Genomic DNA, 20,943 nt, shown 5'->3' with positions numbered 1-20,943 from the left:
GAACGAGGCAAACTACCCCACCACCACCTCGTGCCCGCCTACCGCGACTGGCTCAACACCCAACAACCCGCCGCTTGACAAACCATAGGAGCATCACGAAAGCCTCAGCCGAGCCATCCACAGCCACCGTCGTGACCGCCATTGCCAGCTTCGCCGCCAGCGCCCAAACGCTGCGAGGCATCACGACGCCTCCCCCGAGCGACAACGCAAACGCTTGAGGACGCAGAACTAGAGCGTGCCGGAGCGGGTTGTCAGAGGTTTGCGAGGATGCGTCGTGCGGCGCGGGCGGCGGTGTCGGTGCGGGTGGTGCCGGTGATGCGCCGGATGCCGGCGCTGTCGGGCGCGGTCTGGGTGATGGCTGTGCGTACGTCGTTGGCGATGGCTGCTCGGCCGCCCACGATGATGACCTGGGTGGGCCGGTAGTCGCGTATCAGCGCTGCGGTCGCGTCGGGCAGCGCTCTCTGGGCGGTGTAGGCGACTGCGGCGTTGTCGGTGGCCGCGGCCAATGCTGCGGCGACGCCGACATCGGGTGCGGACCAGCCGTTGGCGATCACCAAGGTGACGCCGTCGGGGGCTGCAGCAGGGTTGCCCAGCACCCGCCGTGCTGCCTGAGCAGCGGTGTCGATGCGGTCATCGCCGGTCAGACGCGAGATGCTGGCGCCGCTTGCTGCCCCAGCGATCGCGTTCTGGGTGTCCTGGCTGATCGCGGCAGTTCCGCCGACCATGATCACTCGCGCGACCTGGTAGTCGCGCAGCACAGCCGCCGACGCTTCGGGCAGCCTGGCGGCCTCGGTATAGATCACCGCAGAACGTCCGCTGCGCGCCGCCAGCGCCGCCGCTGCGCCGATGTCTGGCGGGGACCAGCCGTTGGCCACCACCAGCGTGATCCGGCCCGCTGCTGCGGGTGCGCCCAGGATGCGTCGTGCGGTTCCTGCTGCGGTGTCGGCGCGGTCCTCGCCCGACACGCGCGAGATCCCTGACTCAGACGACGCAGCCCGGATCTGGGTGCGGACATCGCGTGACACCGCTGCGTTGCCGCCCACGATGGTCACCTCAGCGGGCATGGCCTCCCTCAGCAGCAACCGAGTCTCTTCGGACAGCCCGTCGCCTGCGGTGTAGACGACCACCGCACCAGAGGTACGCGCCGCCAACACCGATGCCACCCCCACATCGGCCGCGCTCCATCCATTGGCCACCACAAACGACGCAACACCCACATCAAGATCACCACCACCACCACCACCACCGCCCCCGCCACTGCCGCTGTTGCCGCTGTTCGTCGGCCCGCTGGGACCGCTGGGGCGAGTCGGGTTTGACGGAGCCTGTACCGGGTTGACCGTCACGGCTTGGAGCATCTTGGCGTCGGAAGGGGCCACGTTGGGGTCCGCAGAGTCCGCGGGGTTGTGGATGTCGCGGTAGGTGACACGCACGCGCAGCCACAAGCCCACGTGCCCGCCGCCGTCAGGGTCCCCGTCGTCGGGGTCCCCGGCAGCGGGCTGGTAGCTCGACGATGCTGCACCGTCGATCTGCACCCAGTCGCCCGGTCCGCTGCTGTCCCCAGAACGCCACCACGTCCACTCAAGACCAGTCAACGGCTTGTCGGGATCGACCAGGGTCGCCGTCAGCGGCTTGCCCGCCTCAGGCTGGGTCGTCGACAGCTCCAGCATCCCCAGATCGTCGGTATCGGTCACCGTGACCGTCACACGCTTGGCCGCGAACTCCCCTGAGGGATCCGTCGCGGTCACCGTGACCACGTACGACGACCGGCTCTCGTGATCCAGCGGCGCCTCGGTGCGCAGCTGACCGCTGCCGGCATCGACATCGAACGCCGCGCCGTCCCTACCGCCGAGCGAATAGGTCAGACGATCACCCGGATCGGGATCGTCCGCAGCGACCGGATCCCCGAAGTCTTCGCCGCTTTCAGTGTTCTCCGGCACCTCGCGCAGACCGGTCTCGTCCTCGGGGAACACCGGCGGCATATTCATCACCGGCGGCAGCACCGCGCTGGCAGTCTCGACGCTGGCCCCCTTGAGAGGATCCTGCTGATTGTGTGGACCGTGCCGGTCCCGGTACGACACCGACACCTGCAAAAAACGATCCAAATCGTCATCGACCACCGTGTAGGAATCAGAGACCGCGCCGCCGACCACGTCCCAGTCCTGCGGCGAACCCGACTGCGAGCGCTCCCATTTCCACACAGCGCCGCTCACGCTCCCGTCGGGATCGCTCAGCGTCGCCCTCAACTCAGTGCCGACCCGCGGATGCAGCGACGAAAGCCCCACGCTCCCGCGATCATCGTCGTTGACGATCTCCACCACCAGCGGCCAAGTGCCGGCCAGCCCTCCGTCAGAAGCCACCACAGTCACCGCATAGAAGTTGTCCCGATCCGCATCGGCAGGCGCCTCGAAGTCCGGGGCCATGACGAACTCGACGACGCCGGTCGTGCGCCCGATCCCCAGACGGTCGCGGTCGTCGCCCCGCAGCTCCCACACGACCTGTGCCCCCTCGGGATCATCTGCTCTGAACACCGCAACGGTGCCCGGACGGTCCTCGCCGACCTCCTCGCGGACCTCCACGCTGGCCGGCCCCGAGACGATCCGCGGCGCCTCGTCCACATCATCCACGGTGATAGTCACCGGCCGGGTGCCGGTCAGCCCCCGCGGATCCGTCGCGGTCACCGTCACCGCATAGGACGACTTGGTCTCGAAATCCAATGCCGCTTCGGTGACAAGCTGCCCGCTGCCCGCAACGATCCCGAACGAGACCGCATCGGGGCCGCCCAGCGAATACGTCAAATCATCGCCGTCATCATCACCCGCCACGACAGGCAAACCGACACCGATGCCCGGCCCGGCGCTCTCATCGACATTGCGCACGCCTGTCTCCGCAGCCGGGAACATCGGCGCCACATTGTCCGCCCGCACCAGAAGCGCAGAGACAACCTCCGCAGACTTGCCCGGACCCTGGGGATCTGAATAGGACGCCGTCACCCGCAAAAAACGGCCCACATCGTCATCATTGGGAACATAGGTCGAGTGACGCCACCCCCACAGCGGCACACCGGTAACCCGAGCCCACCCCAACATCGAACCCGGCGCCGAACGCTCCCACCGCCACTTCGTGCCCCGAATCAAACGGTCAGGATCATCAGGATCGCTCAGAAACGCGCTGAGAGACCTGCCCGCCCGCGGCTGCGACACCGACAACGACACCCCGCCCGGCTCGTCCACGTTGACCACTGCAACGGTCACCGCGATGACATCGTCGACCGCCGTGCTCGCTGTGCCGTCGTCAGCCTTGCCGTCGCTCACCGACACCGTCACGTCAAAGCTGTTGCGCGCACCCTCGAAATCGGACACAAACCCGTCCGCAGTCGTGAGCTGCCCGCTCGAAGCGTCGATCACGAACAGCCCAGCGTCGTCACCAGCCAAGCTGTAGACGAACACATCAGGCTCCGCGTCCCGAGCAGCCACAGCCGAGCCGACAGCGACACCCGAACCGGCGTGCTCGTTGACACCGCGCGTCGTGCGCTCCCCGTCGACGAAGAACGGCTCACCATTGGCGGCACCCGGCGTCCCCCGTGCCACAGACGACCACGCGCCCGGCCGGGTGCTGACCGCCCGCACCTGCACATCACGACGCACCCCATCAGTCAGCCCGGTGATCGCAGCACTGCACGAGCCGGCCACACAGGTGCTGCTGAGCTGAGCCCACGCACTGTCCGACTTGTCCGCGGCATCGCTGCGCACATGGCGAACCTCATAACCGACAATGCCGAACAGACCAGTGTCATCAGGCTCATCCCACCCCACCGTCAGCGAACCCGACCCCGGCCGCACAAACCCCAACAGCACCGCCCCAGGCACCGACTGGCGATGGCCGTACACCCTCAGATCCCACGACCGAACCGAGTTCAACCCCCCGCCCGCAACCACATCGGCAACCCGCAGCGTCCACACACCCCGCGGATCCTCACCGAGATGCCGCGCCGAACCGAACCGGAACACACCGGTGAGCGGGCAGGGGTGGGCGGCGGTGCAGTTCTTCGAGTTCGGCGCCGTCAGCACCGATGTCGCGCCCTGGGGGGACTCGAGTTCGATCCGCAGGTTGCGAAAACGCGGAGCCGCGAAATCGACATTGATCTCGACGAACTCCGCGAAGTCCACGCTGCCTCCCAGCCGCACAGTGCTCGAAACAGCGGTGCCGGTGTCAGGGATGCTGTGCGACGTGTCAGCCGACGCTGCCGCGGTGCCCATCTCGGGCACGTTGGCCCAGCTTCCGGCAAGCGCCACCGCCGCAGAGGCATCCACGACGCCGAACCCGTACTTGTGGCTGTAGCTGTAGCTGTCGGTCGCCGAGCCGTACCGCAGCGCACCGGCCTCCCAACCGGCGTCGCCGGCATCGTTGCGGCGGGCCGACGTCGCCAACACCAGCTTGACGTCGCGCCACGTCAGCGACGGACCCGCCGCGCGCACCAGCGCGACGACACCCGACACCATCGGCACCGCGGCGCTCGTGCCGCCGAACCCGCTCGTGTAGCTGCTGTAGCGCCGCGTGGTCCCGATGCCGGGAGAGTTGGAAGGAGCACACACCCACAGGTTCGGCCCCTGCTCGGAATATCCCGATCGCTTCCCATGGCCGTTCACGGCACAAACCGTGGTGACGCCGTAGTGGCTGGTGTGCTCGTTCAGCGAGGCCCAGTCGCCCATGTCGTTGCCGTTGCCGCCGGAGAACACGTACACGACGCCTTTGCCGCCGTCCCCTTCGCTCAAGCCCGCCTCGACCGCCATATCCCATGTCCGGTGGACTCGGCGGGGCGTCGGACCTGGAGTGGGTCCCCAGCTGTTGTTGGACACTGACGTGGTCGCGCGGCCTCGCGACATCGCATCAGCCATATTGGCCGTGTTCAAGTTGCCGAGCAGGTTGTACGCATAGATCGTCGCCCGCGGCGCCACGCCGCGCATGCCGGTGCCGTTGTCGCGGGCGGCGATGATCCCCGATACCAGCGTGCCGTGATCCAGCGGGCCGTCGAATACCCCCATGTCGTCGCGGTAGCTGTGGTGCCCGGATTCGAGCACGTTGTCGACCAAGTCCTCGTGGAGATAGTCGAGACCGGTGTCGACCACCGCGACATTGACCCCGGCGCCCTTGGTGATGTCCCACACGCTGCCCAACGAGGCGTCCTCGATGTTGATGTCCTCGCCGGCGGTGGTCCCGGACTGCCCGGTGCTGTCGAGATGCCACTGGCATCGGTACAGCTCGTCGTCGATGCCCGAGGGTGCCCCGGGACACCCCCCGAGCAGCCATTCGTAGCCGCCGTCGCGTTGCAGCAGCACGACGTAGGCAACGGTGTCGGCCGGTTGAGCGGCGTCGATCTTGAGGTTGTAGGTGCCGGCTGCCAGCGTGTCGAGGATCGCACTGGGGTAGATCCCCGAAGCCGGCGCGGCGGGGTAGACCTCGCGTTGGTTCACATCGAGGACCGTTCCCGCCGAGTCCTCCAAGGTGGCTTCGATGTCTGCGGCGATGCTCGACAAAGCGAGTGCCACACGGGTCGACTCCTCGAGCGTGAAGGTGAACCAGTCGCCGTCCGGGTCGGTTGTCCCGCCTGCGGCCTCGTTCATGTGCAGTTCAGCCGCTGATGCCTTCGAGCTGGCGGGTTCGCCGGACTCGGCGACATGCAGGAAGTACCAACCGCTGTCGTTATCGCAGTGGGGCCTGACCTTGATGTAGGAGACGCCTGCGGGCAGTGTCTCGCGCAGGGCGAATTGCCCGAGGTTCCGCACCAGATACGCGTCGTTGTTCGAGGCGATGGCCGCACCGGCGGAGTCCAGGATCTGTCCCACGGTGTCAGACACGAACCCGCTCGTCCGCACGGTGATCGTGGTCTCGGCCGTCAGATCCAGCTTGAAGTAGTCCACATCGCCGTAGTCGGTATTCCCGCCGCCACACCCACGTGCCGTCCCGGTGTCGTGGAGAACAGCCAAGGTGACGCTGCCGAGTTCGACCGGCGATGCGTTGTCGCGGCCCGAAGTGTCGTCTGATGTCCTCAGATGCAGCGTGTACGGACCCGAAGCGTCGTCGCCCGCAGACTGGGTGGAGCTGCTGATTTCGATGAAATAGAGTCCGGCTTCCAGCCTGGCGCCGAGCGCGAAGTTGAGCGGCCCGTCAGCGAAATCGCCGTTGTCGTTCTTGGCCGTATGGCCGCTGTCGCTGCTGAGGAAGAGCTTGCCGTACGTGTCGGTGTCACCCGTGGTCCAGATGAAGACATCACGCGAGCCGCTGATCCGGAATGAGAAATAGTCGTAGTCGCTGAATGGATCGATCACGCCCTGCACGGGCAACTCGTTCACCATGGCAGTAGCGCTCACACGAAAGGAACCGGGTTCGGTTGGCGTTCCTGTCGAGGTTGCCGACCAGTCGCCGTCGCTGGTCGTGACTGCCCGTACCTGCATGTCGTAGGACGTGTCGTTGGTGAGCCCGGTCACGATGACGTGCAGGTCCCCGGTTTCCCACGCGGGGTCGAGCACGGTCCAGTTGGCGTCGTCGGCTTTGTCGGTGGCGCTCGCGCTCGTCTCGATCCAGCGCACGTCGTAGGACTCGATGCCGGTGACGCCGGTCGGCGCAGTCCACGCCACCGTCAGGGCCGTGTCGCCCGAGGCCACAGCGGTGATCGCGGGGACGGCCGGCGGCGTCTGCGCCCGCGCGTCATCGCCCGACAGCACCCCCAGCGCGAGGGTTCCTGCGGCGACGCACACCACCAGCGCGACGCGCATCAGCCGCCCTATCGGCAGATGACCCGACAGCGATGCTGCTGGCGTCACCGGAAGTCGCGCTCAATCCCCAAGTCCGGGCTCGACACCTCGACGCCAGTTGCGTGATGGTTGACGCCATGCATCGTGAGCAGAATAGTCATGTAGCTAACTCATGTAATGAACTCTGTGCCTCAGCGGATAGGCGGTGATGCGTCGTGCGGCGTTCCGGGGCGGTGCCGTAGGGGCAGCGCTGGGCGGGCAGCGCTGCGGGCCGGTCAGGTCAGCGCTTCGCTTCGGTGCTCAGGGGTTTGCGAGGATGCGTCGTGCGGCGCGGGCGGCGGTGTCGGTGCGAGTGCTGCCGGTGACGCGGCGTATGTTTGCGGTGTCGGGTGCTGCGGTGGTGATGGCTGTTCGCACGTCGTCGGTGATGGCTGCGCGTCCGCCCACGATGAGGATCTGGGTGGGCCGGTAGTCGCGGATGAGTGCTGCGGTGGCGTCGGGCAGGGTGCCTTGTTCGGTGTAGGCAACCGCGGAGTTCTCGGTGGCGGCTGCCAGTGCCGCTGCGACGCCGACGTCGGGCGGGGACCAGCCGTTGGCGATCACCAGGGTGATGCCGTCGGGTGCGGCGGCGGGGTTGCCCAGCACTCGCCGGGCTGTCTGAGCGGCTGTGTCGATGCGGTCGTCGCCGGTGAGCCGCGAGATGCTCGCATCGCCGCCTGCTGCTGCTGCGATCGCGTCATGCACCTGCGAGCTGATGGCAGCGGTGCCCCCGATGAGGATCACCCGTGCGACGTCGTAGTCGCGCAGCAGCGCCGCGGTCGCGTCAGGCAGCTGGTCGCGCTGGGTGTAGAGCACCGCTGAGCGGCCGCTGCGGGCGGCCAGCGCGGTGGCTGCGCCGATGTCAGGCGGCGACCATCCGTTGGCCACCACCAACGTCACGCGGCCCGCTGTCGACGGCGCGCCCAGGATGCGGCGTGCAGTGGCCGCTGCGGTGTCGGAGCGGCCCTCGCCTGTGATGCGCGAGATGCCCGATTCGGGCGACGCCGCATCGATCTGGGTGCGCACATCACGGGTCACCGCAGCGGTGCCGCCCACGATGACCACCTCAGCGGGCAAAGCCTCACGCAGCAGCACCCGGGTCTCCTCAGACAGCTCGTCGCCCGCGGTGTAGAGCACCACCGCACCTGAGGTGCGTGCTGCGAGCACCGACGCTGCGCCCACATCGGCCGGACTCCACCCGTTCGCCACCACGAACGTCGCAACACCCACATCAAAATCGCCGCCGCCGCCGCCCGAACTGCCGCCGCCCGAACTGCCGCCGCCCGAACTGCCGCCGCCGCCACCGGGATTCCGCGATGACCCGCCAGAGGAGACCGGCGTGCCTGTCCTGCTGACGGACCAGGGGCCGGCCCCGACGGCGCTGACCGCTCTGACCTGCACGTCGTACTTCACCGAGTTCATGAGGTCGGTGAAGCCCGTGACCTCGCTCATCCGGTATTGCAGGAGGTCGCCGGGTATCCAGATGCCGATCTTCTCCGTCCAGCTGGCGTTGGTGGCGGCGCTGGGGATGTGGCGCAGGTCGTAGGAGGTGATGTCGAACCCGCCGGTATCGTCCGGGGCGGTCCAGGTGATCGACAGGGCGCGGCCGTCGGGGGTCACCGCGCCGATGGACGGCATGCCGGGTTCCGTCTGCGCGGTGCCGGTGTCCGTCCGGGACCATGGCCCCCCGCCGACGTCGTTCACCGCCCGCACCTGCACGTCGTACTGGATGCCGTTGGTCAGGCTGCGGAGGGTGTACTCCAGGGTGCCGGAGCTCCAGATGCCGGTCCTCTTCGTCCAGTTGTCGTCGTCGTCCTTGCACGGGTCCGGCTTGTAGCTGCGGATGTAGCGCACGTCGTATGACGCGACCGCGGACCCGCCGATATCGTCCGGCTCGGACCAGTTGATGGTGAGCGTCTTGTCGCCGTGGGTCACGCTGTCGATCGCGGGGCCTGTAGGTCTCGTCCGGGGTGTGCCGACGACGGTGTCGGACCACCGGCCGCCCCCGGCGGCGTTGACGGCCTGCACCTGCACGTCGTACTGGATGCCGTTGGCCAGGCTGTCGAGGGTGTACTCCAGGGTGCCGGAGTGCCAGACGCTGGGCTTCGGCGTCCAGTTGTTGTCGTCGTCCTTGTACGGGTCCGGCTCGTAGCTGCGGATGTAGCGCAGGTTGTAGGACGTGACCGGGGACCCGCCGTCATCGTCCGGGGCGAACCACGACACGGCCAGGGCGCGGTCGCCGGACGTGAACCGATCGATGGCCGGGGCGCCGGGCGCCGTCTGGGGAGTGGCGGAGGCCGCGGCCGACCATGACCCCTCGTCGACGGCGTTCACCGCCCGCAGCCGCACGTCGTACCGGACGCCGTTGGTCAGGCTGTCGAGGGTGTACTCCAGGGTGTCGGAGCTCCAGATGCCGATCTTCTCCTCCCAGTTGTCGTCGTCCTTGTTGAGGGCGTTGCTGCGGATGTAGCCCAGGTCGTAGGACGTGACCGCGGACCCGCCGTTATCGGAGGGGGCCGACCAGGCCACCGTGAGCGCCTGGTTGTCGGGAATCACCGAGTTGATGGTGGGGGCTTTGGGAATCGTCTGGAGCGTGCCGACGACGGTGTCGGACCACCGGCCGTCCCCGGCGGCGTTGACGGCCTGCACCTGCACGTCGTAGCTGACGCCGCTGGTCAGGCTGTCGAGGGTGTGCACCAGGGCACCGAAGCTCCAGACGCTGGACTTCACCGTCCAGTCGGTGTTGCCGGGGGCGTTGCTGGGGATGTAGCGCAGGTTGTAGGAGGTGATCAGGCTGCCCCCGGTGTCGTCCGGCGCGGACCAGGCCACCGTGAGCGCCCGGTCGCCGGGAATCACCGAGTTGATGGTGGGGGCGCTGGACGTCGTCCGCGGCGTGCCGAAGAGGGTGCCGGACCAGGGTCCCGCCCCCGCGAAGGTCACCGCCCGCACCTCCACCTCATACTCCACGCCGTTGGTCAGGCTGTCGAGGGTGTACTCCAGGGTGTCGGAGCTCCAGATGCCGATCTTCTCCTCCCAGTTGTCGTCGTCGTCCTTGTCGGGGGCGTCGCTGGGGATGTAGCGCAGGTTGTAGGAGGTGATGTCGAACCCGCCGGTATCGACCGGCGCGGACCAGGTGATCGACAGGGCGCGGTCGCCGGGGGTCACCGCGCCGATGAACGGCATGCCGGGTTCCGTCTGCGCGGTGCCGGTGTCCGTCCGGGACCATGGCCCCCCGCCGACGTCGTTCACCGCCCGCACCTGCACGTCGTACCGGACGCCGTTGGTCAGGCCGAAGAGGTCGTACAGCCGCGCGCCGGAGCTCCAGATGCCGGTCCTCTTCTCCCAGTTGTCGTCGTCGTCCTTGCCGGGGGCGTCGCTGGGGATGTAGCGCAGGTTGTAGGACGTGACCAGGGACCCGCCGTCGTCGTCCGGCGCGGACCAGGCCACCGTGAGCTCCTTGTCGCCCGGCGTCACCGAGCTGACGGCCGGCGCCGCCGGGACGGTCTTCGGCGTGCCCCAGAGCGCGTCGACCCCCCACGGCGTCAGATCGTCGTTGGGGCGGGCGGACCAAGTGCTCCAGTCGCTCAACAGTTGGCCGTACTTGTTCCTCCCCCGGACCTGCACCTGGTACCAGCGCCCGTTGACCAGGCCGTCGATGGTGTATTCCAGGGGACTGGTCCCGGTGATGTCCCGGATGTACTGCCAATCGCTGCTAGCCGGCGCCACACTGGATACGAATCGGAAGTGGGTATAGCGCAGCTCATAGCCGGTGATCTCGTCGTCGCCGCCGTCGGTCCAGGCGACCGTGAGCGTGCCGTCGCCCTCGGTCACCGAGTTGATCGTGAGTTCGACGGGCTGGCGCCGGGGGATCAGGGTCAGGCTGGACCAGGGGCCGGCGCCGATCCGGTTGCGGGCCCGCACCTGGATCTTGTACTCGACATGGGGGATCAGGTTCCCGACCGACCTGACGTTGGTCTGCGCCGGCCCGCCAAGGATCTCCTGAGCGTCCTGGGAATGCTTGACGACGGCGGTGGGATCGCTGGTGGGGTAGTGGTGGATGTCGTAGGAGGTGACGGTGTGCCCGCCGTTGTCGGTGGGGCCTGTCCACTGGATGAAGATGCTGCTCTCGTAGGTACGGATTCGTTTCAGGCTTCCCACCGCGGCCGGGGCCCTGCCGGGGGAATGGGCCGGCACTGTTTCAGGCGGCGGGCTCGTTCTGTCTGCGGAGCTGACCGAGTAGACGTCTACCGAGTACCGGACGCCGTTCTGGAGTCCGGTGATGGCGTATTCCAGGGTGTCGGACGCGATGAGGCCGCTGGTCGTCCATTCGCTGAAGTCGTTCCAGTCCGGATCGTCCAACCGTATGTAGCTCACCTTGTAGCCGGCCACGGTGACCCCCGCCTTGGCCGGGGCGGGGGTCCACTTGACCGTGAGCGTGCCGTTGCTGGGGGTCGCCGAGATGTTTCCGGGCGGGTTGGGCCTCTCGTGCTTGGGTTGCAGGGTCACGACGAGGGACCAGGGGCCGTCCCCGCCGCGGTTGGCCGCCCGCACCTGCACCCTGTAGTTGACGCCGCTCGTCAGGCCGGTGATCGTGTACTCCAAGTCGCCGGTCAGGTCGTCCACCTGGGTCCAGTTGGCGTCGACGGTGATGTCTCCGTCGCTTCCGTCGCTGCGGATGTAGCGCAGGTCGTAGTGGGTGGGGGGCGCCCCGCCGTCGTCGGCGGGGGGTCTCCAGGAGACCCGGAGCTGGTTGGGCGTCTCCTCTGAGACGTCCTTGAGGCCGGTAGCGCCCGGGGGTTCGGGGTCCGCGTTGTTGACGGTCTCGGACCAGGACCCCGCGCCGGCGGAGTTGTCCGCCCTCACCTGGAAGTCGTACTCGACACCGTCGGTCAGTCCCTCGACCGTGTGGTTCAAGTCGCCGGTCAGGTCGTCCACCGGGGTCCAGTTGGCGTCGACGGTGATGTCTCCGTCGCTTCCGTCGCTGCGGATGTAGCGCAGGTCGTAGCCGGTGATGTCGGCGCCGCCGTCGTTCGACGGGGCGGACCACCTGACGTGTACGTTGGCGCCGTCGGAGGTCGCCCGGTCGATGGTGGGCGCGCCGGGCGCCGCCGGGGTGCTTCCGGCGATGCCGGTCCGGGGGTCGCTCCAGTCGGACCATCCGCTGGCGCCCTCGCCATTGACCGCCTGAAGGCCCAGCCGGTACCGGACGCCGTTGGTCAGCCCGCTGAGGGTGAACTCCAAGTCGCCGCCGCCGGAGGTCCAGATGCCGGGCTCCTGGCTCCACAGGTAGAGGCAGTTCTCACACACCGCGGCATCGTTCACGTACCGGAGGTTGTAACCGGTGATGTCCGAGCCCCCGTTGCTGGAGGGTGCCGACCAGGTGATGGCGAGCGATCCGTCGCCCGGGGTTACCGTGTCGATGGAGGGTATGCGGGGAGGCCCCACGGGGGTTCTGGTCTGGCGTTGGGACCAGGCGCCGTCGCCCGCGGCGTTGACCGCCCGCACCTCCACGTGGTACGCGACGCCGTTTGTCAGGCCCCCGATCCTGTATTGGCCGGCCGTCCTGGCGAAGCCCGTCTCCCACTCCCAGTTGTCGTAGTCGGTGACGTCTCCGTCGCTTCCGTCGCTGCGGATGTAACGCAGGTCGTAGGAGGTGATGTAGGACCCGCCGTCGCTCGCCGGGCCCGACCATGTGATGGTGATCCGGCCGCTGCCGGCGGACGCGAACCCCAGGTTGGGGGCAGTCGGGACGGTGGCGGGCGTGGCCGTGACGGTGGCGGACCAGGCGCCGTTGCCGATGGTGTTGACCGCCCTGGCCGACACGTCGTATCGGGTGCCGTTGGCCAGTCCGCTGAGGGTGGACTCCAGAGCGCCGGCACCGGTGGTCCACACGCCGTTCTCGACCGTCCAGTTGCCGTCGGTCTTGTCGTCGGCGTCGCTGCGGATGTAGCGCAGGTCGTAGGAGGTGATGTCGGACCCGCCGTTGCTCGCGGGAGCGGTCCAGGCAACGGTCAGCGCCTCGTTGCCGACGGTCAGCGACTCTATGGCCGGAGCCCCGGGGATCGCGGCATCGTTCAGCGTCTGCGCCGAAGCCGGCGACACCAAGCCCGCGAATGCCCCAACCAGCACAAACAGACCGAGCAGCCTCTGCCGGAGCGACCCGACGACACCTGGGGCGTCGGTCCTACGCGGTTGCGGCTGCGGGCCCGTTCCAACGGAGGGGAGCGACATCAATCAGCCGGCTATGCCGTCAGCAGACGGGGAAGCAATACCCCCCCCCCCCCCCGCATATGTGCAGCCGAAGGAGCGGGACAGCGATGCATCTGGGAGGTCGTTTGTGTGAGAACAATGCATATGTGTATGTCTATCGGCCACGCACGCCAAACAGACGGATGCGAAGAGGGGGTGGCACCGCCCCCTGGGGGTGTCGTTCCGGGGGCGGTGCCGTGGGGGCAGCGCTGGGCGGGCAGCGCTGCCGACCGAGATGGCCAGCGCGATCGCTCTGGTTCAGGAGTCCACGAGGATGCGTCGTGCGGCGCGGGCGGCGGTGTCGGTGCGGGTGGTGCCGGTGATGCGGCGCACGTCGGCTGTGTCGGGCGCAGCCGCGGTGATCGCTGTTCGCACCTCATCGGCGACTGCGGCGCGGCCGCCGATGATGATGACCTGGCCGACTCGGTAGTCGCGGATCAGCGCTTCGGTCGCTTGTGGCAGCTCGCCTTGTGCGACATAGGCGACCGCGGCATTGGGCGTCGCGGCTGCGAGTGCTGCAGCGACGCCGACATCGGGCGGCGACCAGCCGTTGGCGACCACCAAGGTGATGCCGTCGGGTGCTGCGGCGGGGCTGCCCAGCACCCGCCGTGCTGCCGCCGCGGCGGTGTCGACGCGGCCGGCGCCGGTCAGTCGGGTGACGCTCGCATCTGCGCCTGCCGCGGCGGCGATCGCGTCGCGGGTCTCGTCGCTGATCGCTGCGGTTCCGCCGATGAGGATCACCCGCGCCACGTCGTAGTCGCGAAGCAGCGCAGCGGACGCCTGGGGCAGCGTGTCGCGTTCGGTGTAGAGCACCGCGGAGCGGCTGCTGAGCGCGGCCAATGCGGCGGCGGCGCCGATGTCGGGCGGCGACCAGCCGTTGGTCACCACCAGCGTCACCCTGCCCGCCCCGGACGGCGCCCCCAGAATGCGACGCGCGGTGGCCGCTGCGGTGTGGGAGCGGTCCTGCCCGGTGACGCGCGAGATGCCCGATTCCGACGACGCGGTACCGATCTGGGTGCGGACGTCACGCGACACCGCTGCGGTGCCGCCCACGATGATTACCTCTGCGGGCAGCGCCTCGCGCAGCAGCGCCCGCGTCTGCTCGGAGAGTTCGTCGCTTGCGGTGTAGAGCACCACCGCACCGGAGGTGCGCGCCGCGAGCACCGACGCCGCGCCCACATCGGCCGGACTCCACCCATTCGCCACCACGAACGTCGCAACACCCACATCAAAACCGCCGCCGCCGCCACCGCCACCGCCGGAACTGCCGCCCGAGCCCGACGTGCCCGAGAAACCGCCCACCGAGGGGAACTGCGCACCGGATTCGCTGGCCTCGGTGACGGTGACCACGACGGTGAGCCGGCTGGTGTGGACACCGTCGGCCGCTTCCACGGTGACGTGATGCTCGTTGTTGCTGGGGGTTTGTGTATCGAACTCGGGCGGATTCTTGAAGCTCAGCTTGCCGCCGTCGAGGTTGAACAGGTCTGCGTCGGGGCCATCGAGTGTCCAGCCGACAGGGACGTTCTCTGGATCGTCTGCGGTGTAGACGGCGACGTCCTGGCGCCGTTCGGGGACGTTCACCGCCACATCCCCGGTGATCTTGGGCGGCTCGTTCACGTCTTCCACGTTCACGGCCACCTCCAGGATTCCTTGGAGCCCGCCGCTGTCGGTGGCTCTGACCTCTGCCTCATAGCTGTTGTTCAGTCCCCGATCTGCTGGGTTGTCGTGGTCGGGCGGTGTCTTGAAACGCAGCACGCCCTCGTCGATGGTGAACAGGCGCCCGTCCGCGCCGGCGAGGTCCCAGCTCACGGTGTCGCCTTCGGGATCGGCCGCGAAGAACGTGGCGACGTCGTCGGTGTTGTTCTCGGCGAAGCGCACGATTCCGAGGCCGGACACCGCGGGCGCCTCGTTCACGTCGCCGACCTCGATTTGGACCTGCGTGGTATCCGAATCGCCCGAGGGATCGGTGGCGGTGACGAGCAGCGTGTAGCTGTCGGCGGTCTCGTGATCCAAGGCGTCCGTGGTCAGCAGCTGGCCTGTTGCAGCCACGATCTCGAACGGAACCCCGCTGATGGGGGTCACCGTGTAGGTGAGCGAATCGTTGTCGTCGTCGGTCGCCGTCACGCGATCGCCCACCTGGCTGCCCACGGCTGCGTCCTCAGCCACACTGCGTACGACGGGCCCGCCTGCGAACAGCGGCGACTGGTTGGTCACCGGTTCCGCCTTCACCCGATGCTGCGACTCGGCCAGTGCCTGCTTGGCCGAACCGTGCCCGTCGTCGTAGGACGCCACGGCTCGCAGATACCGGTCGACATCGTTGCTGGCCGGCGTGTACAAGCTCGACACCGCAGCGTCGATCTCGGTCCACTGCTGCTTGTTCGGCGACCTGTACCACTGCCAGCTCACCGACGACGACATCACCTCATCGGGATCTGACAGCGACGCCGTCACGGCCACGCCTTGTTGGGGCTGCACCGCGGACAGCGACACCGCCCCGTCCTCTTCGGTGTTGTCGACCGTCACCGACATGGCGATCGACGCCGCCAGATCGCCATCTGACGCTTCCACCTCGACCACGTAGACGTTGTCGCCGTCGGCGTCAGCCCTCGCCTCGAAATCGGGCGGTTCCTTGAAGCTCAGGCGACCATCGGCGATCTCGAAAAAGGCCCTATCGTCGCCTAGCAGCAGCCAGCCCACATCGGTGCCCTCAGGATCGGTCGCGGTGTAGACGGCAACGACACCAGAGCTGTCCTCGGTGACGGTTGCCGCGTTCGGTCCGTCGATCTCAGGCGCCGCTTTCGGTCCGTCGATCTCGGGCGCCTCATTGACGTTTGACACATTGACCGACACGGTCAGCGTCCCGGTCAACCCGCCGCCGTCGGTGGCCCTCACCACCAGCTCATAGACGTGTCTGCCCTGCGCGTCCACCCTCGTCTCGAAGTCCGGCGACGCCAGGAACCTCAGCACGCCCCCGGCGATCGAGAACAGGTCCTCATCAGACCCCGGCGCCGACAACGACCATTCCACCGTGTCGCCTGCGTCGGGATCGACAGCCGTGAACACGCCCACAGTCTCAGTCGCCGGATCGTTCTCCGCGAACCTGAACACGGTGCCGCCCGACACCGACGGCGCCTCGTTGATGTCGGTGACACCGATGTCGACGGTGTTCTCGGCGCTGACGCCCGACGGGTTTGTGACGGTGACCGTCACCTCGTAGCTGGACTTGGACTCGTGGTCGAGGCCGGTCTTGGTCCGGAGCTGGCCCGTCGAGTCCACGATGTCGAACGAGTCGGCGTCGTCGCCGTCCAGCGTGTAGGTCAGCGCGCCACCGTCGGGTTCGATGAAGGCGACCGCGGGTCCGATGTCGCGGTCGGGGGCGGTGTTCTCGGTCACGCTGCGAGAGATGGGGTAGAGGGCGCCCCTCACCTCGACCTGGATGTTCGCGGAGGTGCCTGTCCACACATCCAAGCCGAGTTCAGGGTCGACATAGACGAGGCCGTGGTCGAGTGACCAGCCCACCGCCGCGCCGGAGTCCGCTTCGCAGCTGTCGTTTGTAACCAAACAGGGGTCGGTTGTATAGATGCTGATGGTGTTGTTGACGATGATGGGGACCTCGCGTTCCCGCTGGACGCTGACGAAGTACGTCGTGCTGGGTTCGAGCGTGGGGCACAGCCCCGTTCCTGAGGTGGGGGCCGTGAAGTGGTGCAGGCCCGATGCAGAGAAGCTCGCCGGGTCGTTGAGGATGCACAGCACGGGGCCGGGACCGACTATGCCGCCAGAGACGGGAGCCGCGTCGTGCAGGCTGGCCGTCAGCCTGCCGCCGGCGGTCGAAGTGTGCGAAATGGTATGGAAGCCGACACCGATCGAGCTCAGCGCATAGCCGTCGTGGTTGGAGCCGGTAGTGAATCCTTGGGCTGCGACTGTGGGGCCGTCCCCGCGTTCCAACTCGAAACCGGAGATTGGGGGGGAGGCGGTCTTGCCGGTGTTCTTCACCAGCGCGGTGGCAGTCTGCGCCTCGGGCGAGGGCTGGGGGGTCGCGGCGATGCGGTGGGGGTCGGGCACCGCTGAGAGGGTGCGCCCGTACGCGGTGCACACGCCGCCGGTTTCGCCCGGGTCACAGGGGCTGGCGGCGACCAGGCCGAACGTGATCGAGCCGTGCCCGGTGGGTGTCAGCGTGAAGATGTAGGCGTTGGCCGCCTCGCCGGCCACGACATGGGCGCTCACGCTCTCGACGGTCGCCCCCGCCACACTGACCGAAGCAGTGGCGGCCGCCGGGTCCACCACCGGCTGGTTGAACGCCACCACCACCGTCGGCCGATCGTCTGGACCCTCAGTCGCCAGCGACGTATGGCTGCTGACCGGGAACACCGCCTCCAACGGCTCGGGCACCGCGAACAACGCCACCGGATGCACAGGAATGGCACGAAAGTTGGTCAGCGGACTGTCGGGTTCGCTCAGCGAGAACTTCTCCTCGCCGGTGTCGGGATCGACCTGGGTCACCGCTTCGATGGGCACCTCGGGGTCGTCGGGCGCAACCGAGCGACTGGCGCGGCCCCAGCTGATCAGCCAGTCCCCGTTGGCCAGTGGCTCTATTTGGCCTTGGCTGGTCCCGATGTATTGGCGGGAGCCACGCAATGAGTGATCGCGCACGAAGACTGCCTCGCCGCTGCTGTGGTCGAGGGCGTACTCCACCCCTCGGCTGTAGTAGTCACCGTCCGTTCGGCTGACGAACTCTCCTGTCCACGGGTTCACCACGCAATGCACGCCGTTGTCGAAGAGGAGGAGATTGCCGTTGGGCAGGATCTGCGCGGCGTGCTGCGCACAGAACTCGCCGGCGGGATCGCCGATGATCGACATCGGTGCCGGACCCACGCCTCGGGCCTCCCACTGCTCGGCGGTCAGGTTGGAGCGCCCCACCCTCCAGGCGACCTTGTGGTCCTCGGCGTGGTCCGGGTCGATGGCCAGCACCCTCGAGCACCCCCGCATCGAGGCGATGATGAGCCCGTCCACCAACTGCAGCGAGTTGATATGGGCGTAGCTGTGGTGCTCCTCTGCTGCGAACCGGTGCTGGGTGCAATCCTCCAAAGGCATGATCTCCCAGGAGTTCCACGTGAACACCGCCCGCCCGGCCGGCGTGACGATCTGGACGGCCGCATCCCTCACCGCCTGGGGCTGGCTGTCGGCAATATCGGGGTGGTCGAACGGCAGGTCGTTGAGGTCGCGCAGTGCCGGCTCGTAGGCCAGCAGCAGGTAGTTGCCGTTGGGCAGAACGCGGAAGTCGTGCTGGTCGATCGTTTCGAGCGGGGCCACGGTGGTGATCCCCGTTTCCAGTATCTCCAGGTTCTGGTCCAGGACCGTGAATTCAAAATGGGGCCACGCAGAGGTGTCCACGTACGAGTACCGGTATTCGAGTTCGTCACCTTGCTGCTGATCGGCACCGGCGGCTCTGTCGACGCGGAAGTAGGCCCAAATGCTGTGTCCGGGAGCTCGGCGAAATCGGGGCACGGCGTTGTTGTCGACTATTGCGACGGAATCGTAGAACCGGAGCATGATGAGTTCCTCGAGGATGCCGTCAGCACCCGGAATTTTGGTCGCCTCGATCATCCGCTCGCGGTGAATGTGGCAGTGGACCACGTAGGTGGTGGCAGCGCCGTCGGCGCCGGTGAGGGTGACGTGCACGTCGCTCTCGCGGCTGACCGGCACCGTCGCGGCGGTGCCGCTGGCGGTTTGGGTGCCGTTGACGGCGATCCGCACGCCCGAGGCCGCGGTCGGGGTCACGGTCATGGTGTCGCCGCTGGGGGCGCAGCCGACGGCGTAGTGGAGGACGTCAGCGCTGAATGCAGGCGAGAGGGCGCGGTCCGGGTTGGCTGTCGAGTCGTTGGTGGTGGCCCCCAGGCCGGTGAGCAGGCTGGCTGTGACCACTTCGTAGGTGAGTGCGGTGGCTGTCTGGCCGGTGTCGTGGCTGTCCTCGTAGGTGGCCGTTGCCCGCAGGAACGTGCCGGTGTCCGCGGCCGCTGGTGTGTAGGTGCTCGATGTTGCCCCTGAGATGGCTGTCCAGGCGTTGGGGCGTATCGAGCGTTCCCAGACATAGGTCGGGGTGCCGTCCACTACGCCGTCGAGGTCGCTCAAGGTTGTGGTCAGTTCTGTTCCCATTTGGGGGCGTGTGGTGGACAGGGTGAGCGTCCCGGCTTCGTCGGTGTCGGTGACGGTGACGGTGACGCTCTTGGTCACCGTGGTGCTCGATCCCGCCAGTGAGGCGGTGAGGGTCACGGCGTATTCGTTGTCGGTGTCATCATCCGACGGCGACTCGTAGTCGGGCGGTTTCGCGAACAGGTTCGGCGAGACGGGGTCGATGCGGAATCTGAGGGCGCCGGCGGGGTCGTCGATGCTGAAGTGGGCGGCGTCGTCGCCTGACAGCGACCACTCGATGCCGTCGCGGTCCACCGGCGAGGACGCGGTGTAGGTCGCGATGCGGCCGGCGTCGTTCTCGGCGTGGTCCACGCTGGCGGGCCCGCTCACCTCTGATGCCAGTTCGGCGACGTTGGTCACCTCGATGGTCACGGTGGTGTCGGTGGTGCCGTTGGAGTCGGTGGCGGTGACGGTCACTTCGTAGCCGGGCTTGGTCTCATAGTCGAGGGCGGCTTTGGTCTGGAGCTGTCCTGTGGTTTCGTCGATGTCGAACGACGCGGCGTCGGCGCCGCCCAGCGTGTAGGCGACGGTGCCGCTGGTGCCGCCGAGCGCCACAGGCGCGCCGATGCCGGTGCCCGCAGCGGTGTTCTCGGCCACGCTGCGCGTCGTGACCACCGACGCCAGCGCGAAGCTCAGTGTCGCGATCGGCTCGGTCGTGAACAGGCCGGTGCCCCGCAGGCTCTCGATGACTCCCTGAGGATCGGTCGCGTCGCTGGGGGAGAGCGCGAAGTCGGTTCCGTCCTCGGTGCCGGCATCCCACGGATACAGGCTCACCGTGTGCGAACCCAGCCAGCGGCCCTCGCCGTCGACCAGCGGCAGCCCCGACACGCCCACGAACCAGTCATGGCTCGGGGCGATCATCGTGACGAGCGTCACCCGCGGATGCTCGGTCGTGAGCGTGGCCGTCAAGCTGTTCGAGCTTGTGGGGGGGATGAAATCGGTGTCGCCGACCAAGGTGCTGAGCGCGTCCGGCCCGGCATCCACCACCTCGCCGCGCAGGCCCCTCCAGCCTCCCACCTCCGCCATGGCCTCCACTCCGGCGGTGCTCCTCTCGCCGCTCTCCACGAAGGCCGCGGCTGCGTTGTGGACGCCGCCGATCAGACGCGAGAAATGCGCACCCCCCGGAACGCCGTCGGGCGTGACGGCGGTGGTCCATGCTCCCTGGAAGGTCACGGCATACTCGGCGGTCGACGCGAACGCCGCGACCGGATCGCTGACCGGCGACCACAGCGACATGTCCTGCACGGTCCGGGTGATCGTCACGGTGTAGGTCTCGGTGGTGGTGGTGTCCTGCGCCGTCACCTTGACCTTGACCACGGTGACGCCCACCCCCAGGTCCACCTGCTGCCCACCAGCGGTGCTGTCAGCGTCAACCAGCGGCAAGTCGTCGGCATCGAGGAATGACACCGTGGCGTTGTTGTCGCTCTTGGTCGCAGTGACGCTGACGCGCGTGACCGTGTAGCCGACGCTGGCCGTGTACATCGTCGTGCCGCTCGCGAACGCAGGCGACAGCCTCCCCGCACTCAACGTCAGAGCGCTGAGCGAAGCATCGTTGCTCGGCGTCTGGGCCGACGCCGGCGACACCAAGCCTGAGAACACCGCGAATAACACAAGCAGGACGAACAGCACCGGCCGCGGCGATTCGACGACTCTCGGGGCGCCGGTCTTGCTGAGCGGTCGAGGCAGTCGGCCTCTCCCATCGGTCGGCCGCGGC

At 67.9% G+C, this 20,943-nt stretch carries 3 protein-coding genes; all 3 read right to left on the bottom strand.

The window, feature by feature from the left end:
• Positions 1-251 precede the first annotated feature (251 nt).
• The 3 genes from ACOCMM_RS14335 to ACOCMM_RS14325 all read right to left on the bottom strand — a co-directional run bounded on the left by ACOCMM_RS14335 (position 252) and on the right by ACOCMM_RS14325 (position 20,858).
• The gene (locus ACOCMM_RS14335) at positions 252-6,821 is read right to left on the bottom strand and encodes a S8 family serine peptidase (protein WP_419553816.1); all 6,570 of its coding nucleotides are present in this window, start codon (positions 6,819-6,821) and stop codon (positions 252-254) included.
• Between the two features lie 231 nt (positions 6,822-7,052).
• Positions 7,053-12,920 carry a fibronectin type III domain-containing protein gene (locus tag ACOCMM_RS14330; RefSeq protein WP_419553815.1) on the bottom strand — a complete coding sequence of 1,956 codons (5,868 nt, stop codon included), beginning with the start codon at positions 12,918-12,920 and terminating at the stop codon, positions 7,053-7,055.
• A 378-nt stretch (positions 12,921-13,298) separates the two neighbouring features.
• Positions 13,299-20,858, bottom strand: a complete 7,560-nt coding sequence (locus ACOCMM_RS14325; protein WP_419553814.1) for a cadherin domain-containing protein — start codon at positions 20,856-20,858, stop codon at positions 13,299-13,301.
• Between the last annotated feature and the right edge of the window lie 85 nt (positions 20,859-20,943).

The organism is Candidatus Poriferisodalis sp., assembly GCF_965198245.1.
Classification (GTDB): Bacteria; Actinomycetota; Acidimicrobiia; order Acidimicrobiales; family Poriferisodalaceae; genus Poriferisodalis.
Note: the sequence above shows the minus strand (reverse complement) of the source record. Positions and strands in the feature narration are given on the sequence as shown.